The sequence below is a fragment of the Streptomyces sp. NPDC048331 genome (assembly GCF_043201215.1).
In the GTDB taxonomy this organism is placed as follows: Bacteria; Actinomycetota; Actinomycetes; order Streptomycetales; family Streptomycetaceae; genus Streptomyces.
The window spans coordinates 571,473-586,991 of record NZ_JBICYT010000001.1 but is presented as its reverse complement, the minus strand read 5'-3'; the positions used below and the strand labels follow the sequence as shown (position 1 = coordinate 586,991).

Sequence of the window (15,519 nt, the reverse complement as noted above, 5' to 3'; positions counted from 1 at the left end):
CAGTACCGACAGGGGAAAGGCCGCCGCCCCACAGCCTTCGAAGCTGTGGGGCGGCGGCCTTTCGTACGGAGCGCGATCAGCGCCGCTCGGGCCGCCCCGGCAGCGACAGCTCGAACCAGACGACCTTGCCGCTGCTGAGCCGGGTCGCACCCCAGCGGCGGGCCATCCGGTTGACCAGGAACAGGCCGCGGCCGCCCTCGTCGGTGTCCCGCGCCCGGCGCTGGCGCGGCAGCTGCGGCGAGTCGTCGCCGACCTCGCAGCGCAGGACGTCCGTCCGCAGCAGGCGCAGGGTCACGGGCCGCTCCGCGTACCGCACGGCATTGGTGACCACCTCGCTGACCAGCAGCTCCAGCGAGTCGCTCAGCTCCTCCAGGCCCCACCGGGTCAGGGCGCGGCGGGCGAACCGGCGGGCCCGGCCCGGCGCGGTCTCCTCCGGGTCCAGGAACCAGTACGCGACGTCGCTGGGCGCGATCCCGTCGAACCGGGCCGCGAGCAGCGCGATGTCGTCGTCCCGGTCACCGGGGCCGAGCATGTCCAACACGTCGTCGCAGAGCGCCTCCAGCGGCGGCGGATGGTCCAGGCCCGTCAGCTGGGCGGTGGTCGCCAGGCGCTCGCGGAGCTGCTCGATGCCGGTCCACACGTCCCGCAGGCGCGACTCCACCAGGCCGTCGGTGTAGAGCAGCAGGGTGCCCCCGGCGGGCGCGTCCAGCTCCACGGCCTCGAAGTCCACGCCGCCGACGCCGATGGGCGCGCCGGGGGGTACGCGGAGCACCTCGGCACGGCCGCCCAGGTGCAGCAGGACCGGCGGCGGGTGGCCCGCGTTGGCGATGGTGATCCGGTGCGCGACGGGATCGTAGACCGCGTACAGGCAGGTGGCCATGCGGTCGGAGCCGAGGCGTTGCGCCTGCTCGTCCAGGTGGTGCAGGACCTCGGCGGGCGGCAGGTCCAGCTGCGCGAGGGTCTGCGCGGTGGTGCGCAGCTGACCCATGATCGCGGCGGAGGTCATGGAGTGGCCCATGACGTCGCCGACGACGAGCGCGACCCGGCTGCCGGGCAGCGGTATGGCGTCGTACCAGTCGCCGCCGACCCGGGCCGTCTCGGCGGCCGGCAGATACCGGGAGGCGAGGCGCACCCCCGTGGGCTGCGGCAGGCTGTCGGGCAGCATGGTGCGCTGCAACTCGTCGGCGATGTACGCCTCACGGCCGTACAGGACCGCCTTGTCGATGCCGAGCGCGGTGTGGGTGGCCAGCTGGGCGGCGACCAGGAGGTCGTTCGGCTCGAACGCGGGCCGCTCGGGGCTGCGCAGGAACACGGCCGCGCCGATCACCCGGCGACGGCCGCGCAGCGGCGCGAGGACGGCCCGGTTGCCGCCCGGCAGCGGGTGGTCCTCGCCGAGCAGCTCCGGCAGCGCCGCCCGGGCGGCGGCGGAGGACGCGAAGACGGGCCGTACGCCGCGCAGCACCTCGGCGAGCGCGCCGCCCGGCCGGATCTCGCACAGCTCGGCCGCGGGCAGGTCACCCTGCGGGCCGACCAGCGGCAACTGGCTGAAGTCGAGCTCGCCGGTGGCCCCCGCGGCCCCGGCGAGGTCCATCCCCGCGCCGATCGTGCTGCTCATGTCCGTCAGGTCGTCGATCGGCCGGAGCCGGTCGGTGCGCCGGAGCCTTAAAACGACCGGGCCGACGGGCCGCTCGTCGCCGACCGGGAGCGGATCGCGCAGGTAGACGAGGATGGCGTCCGAGAAGGTCGGCACGGTGGCCCGGCACAGGCCCAGCACGATCTCGTCGAGGTCGATGCCGCGGGCGATGCGCCGGGTGGCCGCACCGACGAAGCGCAGCCGGTCCCCCTCGCGGCGCGCCGCGGTCGCCTCCCCGGCACCCGTGAGCGGTGCTCCGGACCCGCCGCCTCCGTGCCGGCCGGCGCCCGCGGTGGCGGCGACCGCCCCGGTGTCACCGTGGGTCGGGTCCTCCCGCGGGCGGGCGTTGTCGTGGCCAGGGTCCTGCGGCTGTCCCTGTGCTTGTACCTGGCCCTGGAGGCGGTCCGCGGCGCCCGGGACGTCCGGCGCGGCGGCGCCGCGGGGCCGGGGGAGCCCGGCCGCCGAGCGGGCCGCGCGTGCGTCGGAGGCCGCGGCGCTGCCGCCGGGCTCCGCGCCCTTGCCCGGCGCATGCGTGCGTACGGCCTCGGTGGCGGCGATGGGCGCCTTGCCGTGGCCGGCCTCGTCCGTACCTCCGCCGGAGGCGACGGGCTGCGGGCCCTCCTGGGAGGTGGGGTACTCCGTCACGCGTGGATTTCCGTCCGTTTGCGCTCGATGTGCGCTGCACTCAACTCGGTCAGTCGCGGTATACCCGCTCAGCGGCCCGGGCACCATCACCCCGAGGTTCCTGCCCCAAACTTCTCTCCCCACCTCCGGCCGGGAGGTGCCCCTGACGGACCCCCGCCCCCTCGTCGTCTCTCGTCGTGCGTCCGACCTCCGGTCAGATCCCGTGCGCCGAGGGACACTTGCGCAAGGATGCGGCGACCGCATCGTCCCGCGCGCGTGATCTCGTGGAGGACGATCCTACGTTTGCACCCTGGGGGCGCATCAAGGGTCTCATGAGGTCATATGCGCCGGGGTGCGGTCCCAGTCCTCCGGAAGAGTCGGAATCGTCCAGGCCGGATCCGGCCGCCAGTTCTCCCATCCGTCGGAGAACGGGGCTCCCCATTCCTCGATCACCGCGACGGCCGCGCGGCCCGCCTCCCTTACCCGGTCGGCCTGCTCACGGTCCATCAGACCGGACCGCTGTGCCTGCGCGAACTCGTCCTCGTCGAGCCACGTCCAACTGCGGTCCGGGTGGACGGCGATGTCCAGGAAGTGGTCCACGGAGTCCACCCCGCCGGCCCAGCGCGAGCGCGGCTCCTCCAGGTTCACGTACCAGTTCTTGAACTGCCAGCCGGGGCCCCAGAACAGCCACACGGACCAGGAGTCCCCGGGCCGGGCCAGTTTCAGGACGCCGGCGCCGAACCAGCGCGACCGTACGGTGGTCCGTGGCGCCGTGTAGCGGGTGGCGAGCGGCTCCTCGTGGACGGAGGTGCCGTCGGCCAGTACCGGCTTGACGCATTCGGTGCCGGGGGCCATCCACACCGCCAGCAGCTCGTCCGTGTCCTCGACCACGGTCACCGGGCGGCAGATGTGGACCGGGCCCTTCAGTCCCGGGGCGTGGTCGCGGTAGCGCCACAGGATCTGCTCCCCCGGCGCCCAGCGCGGGCCCCGCGCGGGGCTCCGCGGCGCGCTCCGCGCCGCGGAGTTACCCGGCTTGAAAGTACCTGTCATGCGCAGATCTTAGGGCGGGGGTCGCCGCGCCCGCTGCGGCGCAGGTCACCGGCGGGTTCGGAGAGGAGAATCGACCGGATCCGGCCCCCGCCCCCGGGGGGCGCTCGGACGGGTCAGGGGTGGGTCATGCGCAGCACGTCGAGGGCCTCGTCGAGCTGCTCCAGGGTGAGGGCGCCGCGCTCCACGTACCCGGACTCCAGGACCACCTCCCGGATCGTCCTGCGCTCGGCGAGGGACCTCTTGGCGACCTTGGCGGCCTCCTCGTAGCCGATGTAGCGGTTGAGCGGGGTGACCACGGAGGGCGAGGACTCGGCGTATTCCCTGGCCCGGGCCTCGTTGGCGGTGATCCCGTCGATCGTGCGGTCGGCCAGCAGGCGGCTCGCGCCGCCGAGCAGCCGGATCGATTCGAGGAGGTTCCTGGCCATGACCGGGAGCATCACGTTGAGCTCGAAGTTGCCGGCCGCGCCCGCCACGGCGACCGTCGCGTCGTTCCCCATGACCTGTGCGGCGACCATCAGGACGGCCTCCGGGACCACCGGATTGACCTTCCCGGGCATGATCGAGGAGCCCGGCTGGAGATCCGGGAGGTTGATTTCGGCCAATCCGGTGCGTGGTCCGGAGGCCATCCAGCGAAGGTCGTTGGAGATTTTGGTGAGGGACACGGCGACCGTGCGCAGCATTCCGGAGGTTTCCACGAGGGCGTCCCGGGCCCCCTGTGCCTCGAAGTGGTCGCGGGCCTCGGTCAGCGGGAGTCCGGTCGCCTCGGCGACCTCGGCGATCACCGCGGCGGAGAACCCGGGCGGGGTGTTGATGCCGGTGCCCACCGCGGTGCCGCCCAGCGGCAGCTCGGCCAGCCGCGGCAGGGCCGCCCGCAGCCGCTCGACGCCGTAGCGGATCTGGGCGGCGTACCCGCCGAACTCCTGGCCGAGGGTGACCGGGGTGGCGTCCATCAGGTGGGTGCGGCCGGCCTTGACGACCGGGGCGAACTCGGTGGCCTTGCGCTCCAGGGCGGCCGCCAGGTGCTCCAGGGCCGGGATCAGCTCACCGGTGACGGCGGCGGTGGCGGCGATGTGGATGGACGACGGGAACACGTCGTTGGAGCTCTGCGAGGCGTTGACGTGGTCGTTGGGGTGGACCTCGCGGCCCAGGCGTTCGGTGGCCAGGGTGGCGATCACCTCGTTGGTGTTCATGTTGGACGAGGTGCCGGAGCCGGTCTGGAAGACGTCCACGGGGAAGTGGTCGTCCCAGCGTCCGTCGGCCACCTCGGCGGCGGCGGCGCGGATGGCGTCGGCGACGTCCTGGTCCACCACGCCGAGCTTCGCGTTCACCACGGCGGCGGCGGCCTTGATCCGGGCGAGTGCCTCGATGTGGGCGCGCTCCAACCCCTGCCCGGAGAGGGGGAAGTTCTCCACGGCGCGCTGGGTCTGGGCGCGCCATTTGGCGTGCCGGGGCACCCGTACGTCGCCCATGGAGTCGTGCTCGATCCGGAACGTGTCGGCCTGCTGGTCATCGGTCATGTTCATAGCCTCCTCAAAAAGTTGAGCAATTGTCTTGTTCGAAGTGTTCCCAACTCCCCTACCGGCCAGTAAATACCGGGGGTAACACCCATCTCCAGGGAGGCGTTCCATGGCACGTGCCCGTACGAGACCCATGCTCAGATCTACCTTCGCCGCCGTCGCGGCGATCGCGGCCGCCCTGGGGGGAGTCACCGCCATCACCCCCATGGCCCAGGCGGCGCCCGCCTCCGGGGCCGTCGCCGTGCCCCTGTCGCCCGAGCTGGAGGCCGTCCGCGCCGCGGAGGCCACCAAGATCTACGGCGCCCCGGCCGTCCGCCCGATGAACGAGCGGAAAACTGGCCTGATCTCGCTGGGCGACAGTGAGATTTCGGGCGAGGGCGTCGGCACCTACGACCCCTCCACCAACACGCCGAACAACCAGTGCCACCGCTCGCCGGACGCGGCGATCCACCGCACCGGCATCCCGGCCGACCTGACCTTCAACGTCGCCTGTTCCGGCGGCTACACCGGCAACATCAGGATCGGCGGCAGCAAGCAGTACGCCGACGAGCTGGTGCAGAGCGACAACCTGGCCGTCAAGGCCCGCAACACGAAGATCAAGATGGTCCTGCTGGTCGCCGGTGCCAACGACGACCTCCAGTTCGGCCCGGTCATGACCGACTGCGTGACCCGCTGGGTCCTCGGCCAGGGCACCTGCGAGCCCACGTACAAGCCCACCTGGCAGGCGCGCGTCGACGGCCTGAAGCCCAAGGTGGAAGCCACGGTCGCGGACCTCAGGACCGTCATGCGCGACGCCGGTTACGCCGACTCCGACTACAAGCTCGTCGTGATGGGTTATCCCAGCCCCATCGGGCCCGACTTCTACGACAACCCGAACTTCCCCGGCAAGCTGCCCGGCGGCTGCGCCGGCTACGACTCCGACGCCGCCTGGGGCCGCAACTACGCGGTGCCCACCTTCGGGAAGGGCATGCGCGCGGCCGCCCTCGCCTCCGGCGCGATCTACCTGGACAACTCGAGGCTCTTCCACGGCCACGAGGTCTGCATGGAGGACACCTGGGCCCGCGGCCTCTACCTGGACCTCGGGGACCACTTCCCGTGGGACGAGAACACCGCCCGCCAGTCCTTCCACCCCAACTACCGCGGCCACGGCGCCTTCGCGTCCTGCCTGACCCAGCTCTACGACTCCGGCCTGCGCGAGGCCTCCTGCGCGGACCCCGCGAGCACCGGCACGCCCGTCCTGCAGGCCGGGGCCTGGGACGACACGTTCAAGCCCCTGAAGAACGAGGCGACCGGCAACTGCCTCGACTCCTTCGGAGGCTCCAGCGCGAACGAGACCAAGATCGTCGGATGGGACTGCCACGGCGGCCGCAACCAGGGCTGGTGGTACGACAGCGCCCGCGGCTCCGTGCACGTCGAACTGACCCAGGACCGCTGCCTCGACGTCCCCGGCGCCGACTACGGTTCCGGCACCGGCCTGATCATCTGGAACTGCCACGGCGGCGCGAACCAGCGGTTCGTCCGCGACGGCGCCACCCTGCGCCCCGCAGCCGCCCCGGGCATGTGTCTGACGGTGGCCGCCGCCCACGAGCCGCTGCGCCTGCGGACCTGCGACGGCTCCGCCGCACAGCGCTTCGCGTAACCGCCCCGCACCCGAAGACCCCCCACGCCCGGCCGGCGCACCCCGGCCGGGTGTTCCCACGACGGGCCTCAGCGGGCCTCCAGCTGCTCCCGCACCTGCTTGGGCCGGTTGGTGATGATCGTGTCCACGCCGAGCCGCACGCACAGCTCCACGTCCCGCGGCTCGTCCACCGTCCACACCCGCACCGACAGCCCCTTCGCCTTCAGCCGGGCCACCAGCCCCGGGTCCCGGCGTACGAGGTCGATGCCCGGGCCGGCGTGCCCCGCGAACGGCGGCCGGAGCGGCCGCAGTCGCCGCTCCATCAGGTAGACGGCGGGCAGGCCGGGCGCGAGCCGGTTCAGCCTGATCAGGGCGTTGCGGGAGAAGCTCATCACCTCGACCAGGCCCGCCCGGCCGTCCGCCAGTCCGTGGTCCTTCAGGACCCGCACGAGTTCGGCCTCCAGACGGCCGCCGGTACGGGTGGGGTGCTTGGTCTCCACGGCCAGTCCGACGGGCCGGTCCGCGGCCAGCGCCTCCTTCAGCAGGTCCTCGAAGAGCAACACCTGGGCTCCCCGGTGCTCCTCGCCCTTCCAGCTGCCGAAGTCGAGCGCGGACAGCTGCTCGTAGGTCATCTCGGAGACCACCCCGCGCCCGTCGGAGGTCCGCTCCACCCGCCGGTCGTGCACGCACACCAGCTTGTGGTCGGCGGTCAGCCGTACGTCGCATTCGAGCGCGTCGGCCCCGTCGGCGACGGCCTGCCGGTAGGCGGCGAGGGTGTGCTCGGGGTGCTCGTGGGAGGCCCCGCGGTGGGCGACGACCCGGACGGCGCGGGTGGTGCGGAGGGAGGATGCGGCAGTCATACGGAAATCCTTGCGAACCGGGGTGAACGTGCAGGTGTGCAGCTGTGTCCCCGACGTTAACCGGATGCGGTGCCCCGAACGGGCGGGCAGGCTGACGCCATGCCCGAGCGGACGACGACCTCCATGCCCTGCGAGCCGTGCCGGCGCTGCGTGTTCCACGCGTGGCAGCTGATCGACGGGGACGCGCTCTCCTGGCGGGCGGAGTGGGCGTGCGGCACCTGCGCCTTCGGGGCCCCCGACACCTGTAACCGCGACGAAGGGCGGGGGCCGGCGCCCGATCACGTCCGTGCGGCCGTCGTCGCGGCGCAGGGGACCGTCCTCATGGATCTCCGGGGCGGCGGCGTGCCCGCCCTCAGGGCCGTCCGGAAGGTGCTCGGCCTGCCCCTGGCGCAGTCGCACGTCGCCGTACGGGACGGCTACCGGGCGACCCCGGTCGAGGCCGAGCTGATCAGGCGGCTGATCACGGGGTCGACGGGCGCGGGGTCGACGGGCGCGGGGGCAGCGGCGCCGGGGTGACCTTGAACCCGCCCTTGGTGACCTCGGTGAAGGGGGCCGGGGCCATGCACGTGCCCACACGGGGCTCGGACACCGACCCGTCGGGCTGCACGTCGACGTTGGCGATGCCCCACGAGAAGCCCAGCCGGTCCGGGCCGCCGCGTTCCCCGTCCTGGACGCTGATCCCGATCCGCTTGCCCTCCCAGCCGACGTTCGAGGAGGTGACCACCGCGGTGATGGTGGCCGTCCGGCCGCCGGTGACCAGGCAGTCCACCTCCGCCTCGCCGACCGCGGTGACGTTCTCGTCCGGCATCGCGTGGTAGATCGTCACCTTGCCCCGCGCGTCGACCGGCATGCCCTGCTCCCCGCCCTGCGCGGGGAAGGGCCTGCTCCACGGGACGGCCTCGGCGTCGACCGTGAAGCGGATGTCGTGCGACGCGGGCGCGTACGGGTAGCGGATCGTGCCGCCCCCGTGCACCGCGGCGACCTTCGGCGCGGCCTGCGCGGCCGGCGTCGCGGCGGCCGGGGCCGCGGGGGCCGGCGCCGCGGCGATCAGCGTCGCCGCCAGCGCGGCGGCGGTTCCGGCCAGGACGAGGGCGCGCTTACGGTTCTTCATCGTGAACTCCCTTTGGCGGTCGTGCCGTTCGGTTACGGGAACAGCCTCGCCGGGAGTTCGTCGGCCTGCCATCTGCCGATGGGCGGATATGCCTGAGGGCCCCTCCCCCGAACGGGGGAGGGGCCCTCAGGTCCTCGCGCTACAGGCCCGGGCCGCGGACCGGGATGTGGGTGAACGTCGGCTCCGGGGCCGGGTTCTGGAAGAAGTCGTTGCCCTTGTCGTCGACCACGATGAAGGCCGGGAAGTCCTCGACCTCGATCTTCCAGACCGCCTCCATGCCGAGCTCCTCGTACTCCAGGACCTCGACCTTCTTGATGCAGTCCTGGGCCAGGCGCGCCGCCGGGCCACCGATCGAGCCCAGGTAGAAGCCGCCGTGCGTACCGCACGCGTCCGTCACCTGCTGGGAGCGGTTGCCCTTGGCCAGCATGACCTTGGAGCCGCCCGCCGCCTGGAACTGCTCGACGTAGGAGTCCATGCGGCCTGCCGTGGTCGGGCCGAAGGAGCCCGAGGCGTAGCCCTCGGGGGTCTTCGCGGGACCGGCGTAGTAGACCGGGTGGTCCTTCAGGTACTGCGGCATCGGCGCGCCCGAGTCCAGCAGCTCCTTGATCTTCGCGTGCGCGATGTCGCGCGCCACGACCAGCGGACCGGTCAGCGACAGCCGGGTCTTCACCGGGTGCTTGGTGAGCGTCGCCAGGATGTCGTCCATCGGCTGGTTCAGGTCGATGGAGACGACATCCGAGGCCTCGCTCAGGTGCTCGTCCGTGGTGTCCGGCAGGAAGCGCGCCGGGTCCGTCTCCAGCTGCTCCAGGAAGACGCCCTCGGCGGTGATCTTCGCGGTGGCCTGGCGGTCCGCCGAGCAGGACACGGCGATGGCGACCGGCAGGGAGGCGCCGTGCCGGGGAAGGCGCACGACGCGGACGTCGTGGCAGAAGTACTTGCCGCCGAACTGCGCGCCGATGCCGATCTTCTGGGTCAGCTCGAAGACCTGCTGCTCCAGGGCCTCGTCGCGGAAGCCGTGGCCCAGCGCCGAGCCCTCGCGGGGCAGCTCGTCCAGGTAGTGCGCCGAGGCGTACTTGGCGGTCTTCAGCGCGTGCTCGGCCGAGGTGCCGCCGACGACGATCGCCAGGTGGTAGGGCGGGCAGGCCGCCGTACCGAGCGAGCGGATCTTCTCCTCCAGGAACTTCATCATGGAGGCCTCGTTGAGGACCGCCTTGGTCTCCTGGTAGAGGAAGGACTTGTTGGCCGAGCCGCCGCCCTTGGCCATGAAGAGGAACTTGTACGCGCCGCCGTCGGTCGCGTACAGCTCGATCTGCGCGGGCAGGTTCGAGCCGGTGTTCTTCTCCTCCCACATCGTGATCGGGGCCATCTGCGAGTAGCGCAGGTTCAGCCGCGTGTAGGCGTCGTAGATGCCGCGCGAGAGCGCCGCCTCGTCCCCTCCCTCGGTGAGCACGTTCTGGCCGCGCTTGCCCATGACGATCGCCGTGCCCGTGTCCTGGCACATCGGCAGGACGCCGGCCGCCGCGATGTTCGCGTTCTTCAGCAGGTCCAGGGCCACGAACTTGTCGTTCGAGGAGGCCTCGGGGTCGTCGATGATGCGACGCAGCTGCGCCAGGTGCGCGGGGCGCAGGAAGTGCTGGATGTCGTGGATGGCCTCTTCGGCGAGCTTGCGCAGCGCCTCCGGCTCGACCTTGAGGAACGTACGGCCGTCCGCCTCGAAGGTGGACACGCCCTCGGCGGTCACCAGTCGGTACGGGGTGGTGTCCTCGCCCAGGGGCAGCAGGTCGGTGTACGCAAACTCTGGCATGACGGCAGTCATTCCTCACTCGGCAGACGGCGCTGGCGACCGATTGGCAGCGCGGTTAACCAGCGTAGGACCTCTTCCCGCGGGCGTGTCTGTGAGGTAAGGCTCACTCAGCAGTATCGCGATCTATCGTGTCTCGCTATGCTGGGCGTCGTGGACCTGGAAAAGCACCCCGCCGCCCCCGCACCCGCACCCGCCCCTGCGAGCCCCGGCCCCGCCGAGCTGCGCGCCTCCGACGCGGACCGGGACCGGATCGCGCAGATCCTCGGCGACGCGCTCGCCGAAGGCCGGCTGACGGCCGAGGAGCACTCCGACCGACTGGACACGCTCTACGCGGTCAAGACCGTCGGCGAGCTGGAAGTGCTCGTCCGTGATCTGCCCGCGCCCGGCGGCGTCCATGCCCCGCCCTCGTACGGGACCCCCTCCACGGCCCCCGGCGGCCCCGCCGAGACGATAGTGGCCGTGTGCAGCAGCTCCGCCCGCAAGGGCCGCTGGCGGCCGGGCCCGCACACCCGCGCCGTCTCGGTCATGGGCGACATCACCATCGACCTCACCGAAGCGGTCTTCGAACAGCAGGTCACCGAGATCAACGTGACCTGCGTCCTCGGCAACGTCGAGGTCCTGGTCCCGGAGAACGTCACCCTGCGCGGCTACGGCAGCGGGGTCCTCGGGAACTTCGAGGTACGCGGCGAGGGCCGAGGGGAGACCGACCCGCAGGCGCCGGTGGTGATCGTGCGGGGCTTCGCCCTGCTCGGCAACATCGAGGCGCGGCCCAAGCTCGGCGCCCGCCTGGTGGACCTGGCCCGCAAGCTGCGCGAGCGCCTGGAGGGCTGACACCGGCCGAGGCGGCCGGCCCTGGGTCGGTGCGCCGCGGATCCGGATCCGACGAAATTCGGCCGCCGCCCGCGACGCCGCGTTCTAGGGTCCCGAGCATGACGACAACCACGTGGGAACTGCTCGACCAGGCGTACGCGACCCTGCGCGAGGCCGTCGCGGGGGTGCCCGCCGACGGCTGGGACCGCCCGACCCCCTGCACGGGGTGGAACGTCACCCAGGTCCTCCGGCACGCCGCAGGCGACCAGCTCGCCTACGCCGCCCGTCTGACCGGCGGTCCCGGGCCCACCGAGGACCCCTTCGCGCCCTCCGGCACCCTGGCCGGCCCGCCCGCGGCCCTGCTGGAACCGGCGCTCGCCGCCGCGGCCGAGGCCTTCGCCGGCGTCGCCCCCGACGAGACCGAGGTCGCCGTGCCGCTGCCGCCCTTCTCCGTACCGGCCGCGACGGCCGTCGGCGCGGCCGCCCTCGACGCCGCCGTGCACGCCTGGGACATCGCCGTCGCCACGGGCCGCCCGCCGGGCCTGACCGACGCGCTGGCCGCCGCCGTGCGCCCGGCCGCCGACGCCCTCACCGAGCCCCTGCGAGGCTTCGCCTACGGCCCGGCCGTCCCCCTCGCGCCGGGCGCGGACCACGGCGCGGCGGCGCGCCTGCTGGCCTTCCTCGGGCGGGATCCCGGTTGGGCCGCGCCCACGGCGTGACGGCCCGCCCGACGGGGGTCTCGTTTCGGACGAACCCCCGGCGGCCCGTGGCGCGCGGTGCATAGGGGCGCGTACAGCGGGTAGGGACAGGTGCGTCGTCTCTCGCTCACGTATACGTCGTCAGGAGTAGACCGTGCCGCATCCGCCGCATCAGTCCTTGCAGGTAGCCGCCGTCCAGAATTTTTCGGGGCGCGCGACGGCCGTGCCGAAGCCGCGGGTGCCGGCGAGGGCGGAGGACGGCCCATGGCATGCGGAGGCGGTGTGCCGCCGGGACGAGGCGGGGCTCTTCTTCGCGCCGTCCAAGGAGCCGACCGCGGCCCGGCTCTCGCGCGAGGAGGCGGCCAAGCGAGTCTGCGCCCGCTGCCCGGTGATGGTCGCCTGCCGGGAGCACGCGCTGCTCCAGCCCGAGCCGTACGGGGTGTGGGGCGGGCTCACGGCGGCCGAGCGCCGGGTCGTGCTGGCACGGATGCGGCGTAGGGCCGCCGAGCTGCGTCAGGCCCCGGGAACCGGGCCGATCGCCGCGGCCGGCTGAACCGGTCCCGGGCCGTCCGGGCCGCCCGCGGCGGATCACCGGGGCGCCGGGCGTCGCCCTCGGGCGACGACGCCGCAGGCCGATGCCGGACGTGCGTGGATGTGCGAGAGGGGCGGTCCCGCCGCACGCGGTGACCGCCCCTCTCGCTTCCTCACACCGGAATCAGTGCGCGCGGTCGAAGTCGATCGCGCTGTACGCGCGCAGCTTCGACAGGCGGTGCGTGGAGTCGATCTGTCGGATCGTGCCCGACTTGGAGCGCATGACCAGCGAGGACGTCGTCGCGGTCTCCGAGCGGTAGTGGACACCGCGCAGCAGCTCGCCGTCGGTGATGCCGGTGGCGACGAAGAAGACGTTCTCGCCGGACACCAGGTCGTTCGTGGTCAGGACGCGGTCCAGGTCGTGACCGGCGTCGAGCGCGCGTTGGCGCTCGGCCTCGTCCTTCGGCCAGAGCTTGCCCTGGATGGTGCCGCCGAGGCACTTTATGGCGCACGCCGAGATGATGCCCTCGGGGGTGCCGCCGATGCCGAGGAGCAGGTCGACGCCGGTGCCCTCGCGCACGGCCATGACCGAGCCGGCGACGTCGCCGTCGGAGATGAACTTGATCCGGGCTCCGGTCTCGCGGATCTCCTTGACGATGCCCTCGTGGCGGGGGCGGTCCAGGATGACCACGGTGACGTCCTCGACGGCCATGTTCTTGGCCTTGGCGACGCGGCGGATGTTCACCGAGACGGGAGCGTTGATGTCGACGAAGTCGGCGGCCTCGGGACCGGTGACCAGCTTCTCCATGTAGAACACCGCGGACGGGTCGAACATGGTGCCGCGGTCGGCGGCCGCCAGGACGGCGATGGCGTTCGGCATGCCCTTGGCGTTCAGGGTGGTGCCGTCGATCGGGTCCACGGCGATGTCGACCTCGGCGCCCGTGCCGTCGCCGACCCGCTCGCCGTTGAAGAGCATGGGGGCCTCGTCCTTCTCCCCCTCGCCGATGACGACGACGCCGTTCATCGAGACGGTGGAGATCAGGGTGCGCATCGCGTTGACCGCGGCACCGTCCGCGCCGATCTTGTCGCCGCGACCGACCCACCGGCCCGCGGCCATGGCGGCGGCCTCGGTGACCCGTACGAGTTCCAGTGCGAGGTTGCGGTCGGGGGCCTCCGGAGAGACTTCGAGCTGGGGCGGCAGGTTGTGCTCGGTCATCGGAGCGCACCTTTCTGTACGGCGACGGCCGGGAAGTGAGGGTGCTGGAACTCTATCGGTACGTCGACATATTGAGCAGGGCGGGTCACGTATGAGCGGCATATCGGTCAGCCGATTGTCCTGAGCGGACGTCTTGCGGTCCTCCCCAGCCCTCCGGATCTCCTGCGGATCCGCACCGGGACTCTCCAGGGTCCGCCGACACGCCCCGCACCGCGACCCCGGCGGTGATCGCCGCCCCGCGATGCGGGACGATGGGTCGCGTGGCAGGTATGAAAGGCAAGCAGACGGTCTGGGACATGGTCCGGTCGCTGGGGGTGATCGGCATCGTCGTCGCCGGGATCTACCTCTTCGTCCCGCATGACGAGAAGGCCGACCCGACGCGCACGGTCGACTACCGGGTGGAGACCATCACGGCCCGGCGTGCGGCCCCGTATCCGGTGGCGGCCCCCGTGGGGCTCCAGGAGCAGTGGCGGGCGACCTCGGTGACGTACGAGCGCAAGAACGCCAACGCCTGGCACCTGGGCTTCCTCGACCCGGAGCAGCAGTACGCGGCGGTGGAACAGTCCACGGACACCTCGGCCAAGTACCTGGCCAAGGTCACCCAGCAGGCGAAGGCCACCGGGCAGACGCAGCAGGTCGGCGACCTGACCTGGGAGCGCTGGGACGGCGAGAAGTACGACGCCCTCGTGCGGCAGGAGCAGGGTTACGTGACGGTGGTGACCGGCACGGCCTCCTTCGAGCAGCTCGGCGCGCTGGCGGCGGCGCTGGAGTTCAAGCAGGGCAAGTAGCGCCCTGCACCTCGGGCGCCTCGGGCGTCTCGTGCGCCTCGAGCACCTCGGGTGCCTCGTGCGCACCGGCGTGGAACGTGTACGCAGAAGGGGGGGGGGGGGGGGGGGGGGGGGGGGGGCGGAGCCCCCGGGGGGGGGGGGGGGGGGGGCCGGGCCCGGCCCGGGGGAGCCCCGCCCGGGGGGGGCGCGGGCGGCGCCCCCCCCCCCCGCCCCCCCCCCCCCCCCCCCCCCCCCCCCCCCCCCCCCCTTCTGCGTGTGCTGCTACGGCGGAGCCGATCAGACGGTGGTGATGACCTCGTCGAAGCCCAGGCGCGGGGAGCGGTCGAACCAGGCACCCTCGGCGGCCGGCTTGCCGATGTTGATGACCATGATCGGGGTGTGGTCGGCGTCCAGGAACTCCTTCTGGATGCCGGCGAAGTCGGCGCCGGTCATCGGGCCCGCGGCCAGGCCGGCGGCGCGGATGCCGATGATGAAGTAGGCGGCCTGCAGCGCGGAGTTCAGCAGCGCGGACTGCTCGCGGACCGGGCGCTCGGAGAAGAACGCGTCCTTGGCCTGCGGGAAGTGCGGGAGCAGCTGCGGGAGCTCCTCGTGGAACTCGTTGTCCGCGGAGAGGATCGCGACCAGCGGCGCGGTGGCGGTCTTGGCGTCGTTGCCCTTGGCCATGTGCTGCACGAGGCGCTCGCGGGCCTCGGGGGAGCGGACCAGGGTGATGCGCAGCGGGGTCTGGTTGAAGGCGGTGGGACCGAACTTCACCAGGTCGTATATCGCCTGGACCTGCTCCTCGGTGACCGGCTCGTCGGTGAACGAGTTGGCCGTGCGGGCCTCGCGGAACAGCAGGTCCTGCGCGGCGGAGTCAAGAACGAGAGACATCGGGAAAGCCTTCTTCCATACGGAGGTGAAGCGATGTCCCAGACTCTACGGCGGAGGTAGATGAATTTTCAACTAAATCGGCCTGCCGGTGATCGGGATCACTTTCGGACCCGCGCCCCAGGCCCTCCCGGGTCACCCCTCCCCGGTCACTCCTCCTCGGCCGGCTCGCGTGCCGCGAGCGCCGAGTCCAGCCGGGCCCGAGCCCCCTCCAGCCAGTGCCGGCACACCCTCGCCAGCTCCTCGCCGCGCTCCCAGAGCGCGAGGGAGTCCTCCAACGAGGTGCCGCCGGCCTCCAGCTTGCGGACGACCTCGATGAGTTCGTCGCGGGCCTGCTCGTACCCCAGCGCCGTTCCGGCCTCTGTCATTCCCGTATCCATCCTCTGTGTGTC

15 protein-coding genes are annotated in these 15,519 nt (G+C 72.4%); 6 read left to right on the top strand and 9 right to left on the bottom strand.

Annotated elements, in window-relative coordinates:
• Positions 1 to 76 precede the first annotated feature (76 nt).
• The 3 genes from ACGFYY_RS02730 to ACGFYY_RS02720 form a co-directional block, all read right to left on the bottom strand.
• Positions 77 to 2,278, bottom strand: coding sequence for a SpoIIE family protein phosphatase (locus ACGFYY_RS02730; RefSeq protein WP_393706691.1), 2,202 nt, complete (start codon positions 2,276 to 2,278; stop codon positions 77 to 79).
• A 309-nt stretch (positions 2,279 to 2,587) separates the two neighbouring features.
• The gene (locus tag ACGFYY_RS02725) at positions 2,588 to 3,307 is read right to left on the bottom strand and encodes a DUF402 domain-containing protein (RefSeq protein ID WP_365274815.1); all 720 of its coding nucleotides are present in this window, start codon (positions 3,305 to 3,307) and stop codon (positions 2,588 to 2,590) included.
• 113 nt (positions 3,308 to 3,420) lie between these two features.
• The gene (locus tag ACGFYY_RS02720) at positions 3,421 to 4,824 is read right to left on the bottom strand and encodes a class II fumarate hydratase (protein WP_393706690.1); all 1,404 of its coding nucleotides are present in this window, start codon (positions 4,822 to 4,824) and stop codon (positions 3,421 to 3,423) included.
• A gap of 133 nt (positions 4,825 to 4,957) precedes the next feature.
• Between ACGFYY_RS02720 and ACGFYY_RS02715 the strand changes: the two genes are divergently transcribed.
• Positions 4,958 to 6,463, top strand: a complete 1,506-nt coding sequence (locus tag ACGFYY_RS02715) for a ricin-type beta-trefoil lectin domain protein (protein WP_393706689.1) — start codon at positions 4,958 to 4,960, stop codon at positions 6,461 to 6,463.
• Between the two features lie 68 nt (positions 6,464 to 6,531).
• On the opposite strand, the gene ACGFYY_RS02710 is transcribed toward ACGFYY_RS02715, so the two are convergent.
• Entirely contained in the window at positions 6,532 to 7,302 is a 771-nt protein-coding gene (locus ACGFYY_RS02710) for a glycerophosphodiester phosphodiesterase (RefSeq protein ID WP_393706688.1), read from the bottom strand.
• Positions 7,303 to 7,401: 99 nt separating this feature from the next.
• Between ACGFYY_RS02710 and ACGFYY_RS02705 the strand changes: the two genes are divergently transcribed.
• Positions 7,402 to 7,818 (top strand): hypothetical protein, encoded by a 417-nt coding sequence (locus ACGFYY_RS02705; RefSeq protein WP_393706687.1) that lies wholly within the window; start codon positions 7,402 to 7,404, stop codon positions 7,816 to 7,818.
• Here the strand turns inward: ACGFYY_RS02705 and ACGFYY_RS02700 are convergent.
• Together ACGFYY_RS02700 and ACGFYY_RS02695 are read right to left on the bottom strand one after the other, a co-directional pair.
• Positions 7,763 to 8,413, bottom strand: coding sequence for a hypothetical protein (locus ACGFYY_RS02700; RefSeq protein ID WP_393706686.1), 651 nt, complete (start codon positions 8,411 to 8,413; stop codon positions 7,763 to 7,765). The two genes, ACGFYY_RS02705 and ACGFYY_RS02700, sit on opposite strands and share 56 nt — an antisense overlap.
• A gap of 139 nt (positions 8,414 to 8,552) precedes the next feature.
• On the bottom strand, positions 8,553 to 10,217 hold the full coding sequence (locus tag ACGFYY_RS02695) for a fumarate hydratase (RefSeq protein ID WP_393706685.1): 1,665 nt from the start codon (positions 10,215 to 10,217) through the stop codon (positions 8,553 to 8,555).
• 150 nt (positions 10,218 to 10,367) lie between these two features.
• Here ACGFYY_RS02695 and ACGFYY_RS02690 point away from each other — a divergent pair, with 150 nt between their 5' ends.
• The 3 genes from ACGFYY_RS02690 (at position 10,368) to ACGFYY_RS02680 (ending at position 12,278) form a co-directional block, all read left to right on the top strand.
• Positions 10,368 to 11,048, top strand: a complete 681-nt coding sequence (locus ACGFYY_RS02690) for a DUF1707 domain-containing protein (protein ID WP_393706684.1) — start codon at positions 10,368 to 10,370, stop codon at positions 11,046 to 11,048.
• Between the two features lie 98 nt (positions 11,049 to 11,146).
• Positions 11,147 to 11,746, top strand: a complete 600-nt coding sequence (locus tag ACGFYY_RS02685; RefSeq protein ID WP_393706683.1) for a TIGR03086 family metal-binding protein — start codon at positions 11,147 to 11,149, stop codon at positions 11,744 to 11,746.
• A gap of 133 nt (positions 11,747 to 11,879) precedes the next feature.
• Positions 11,880 to 12,278 (top strand): WhiB family transcriptional regulator, encoded by a 399-nt coding sequence (locus ACGFYY_RS02680; protein ID WP_393706682.1) that lies wholly within the window; start codon positions 11,880 to 11,882, stop codon positions 12,276 to 12,278.
• Between the two features lie 162 nt (positions 12,279 to 12,440).
• Here the strand turns inward: ACGFYY_RS02680 and glpX are convergent, their stop codons facing one another.
• Positions 12,441 to 13,472 (bottom strand): class II fructose-bisphosphatase, encoded by a 1,032-nt coding sequence (glpX, locus tag ACGFYY_RS02675; protein WP_030712049.1) that lies wholly within the window; start codon positions 13,470 to 13,472, stop codon positions 12,441 to 12,443.
• Positions 13,473 to 13,741: 269 nt separating this feature from the next.
• Here glpX and ACGFYY_RS02670 point away from each other — a divergent pair, with 269 nt between their 5' ends.
• Complete coding sequence (locus ACGFYY_RS02670; RefSeq protein WP_365281604.1) at positions 13,742 to 14,260, top strand: DUF4245 domain-containing protein; 519 nt, start codon at positions 13,742 to 13,744, stop codon at positions 14,258 to 14,260.
• 276 nt (positions 14,261 to 14,536) lie between these two features.
• Here the strand turns inward: ACGFYY_RS02670 and ACGFYY_RS02665 are convergent, their stop codons facing one another.
• Positions 14,537 to 15,130 (bottom strand): malonic semialdehyde reductase, encoded by a 594-nt coding sequence (locus tag ACGFYY_RS02665; protein WP_030712043.1) that lies wholly within the window; start codon positions 15,128 to 15,130, stop codon positions 14,537 to 14,539.
• Between the two features lie 146 nt (positions 15,131 to 15,276).
• Positions 15,277 to 15,495 carry an exodeoxyribonuclease VII small subunit gene (locus ACGFYY_RS02660; RefSeq protein ID WP_365265310.1) on the bottom strand — a complete coding sequence of 73 codons (219 nt, stop codon included), beginning with the start codon at positions 15,493 to 15,495 and terminating at the stop codon, positions 15,277 to 15,279.
• Between the last annotated feature and the right edge of the window lie 24 nt (positions 15,496 to 15,519).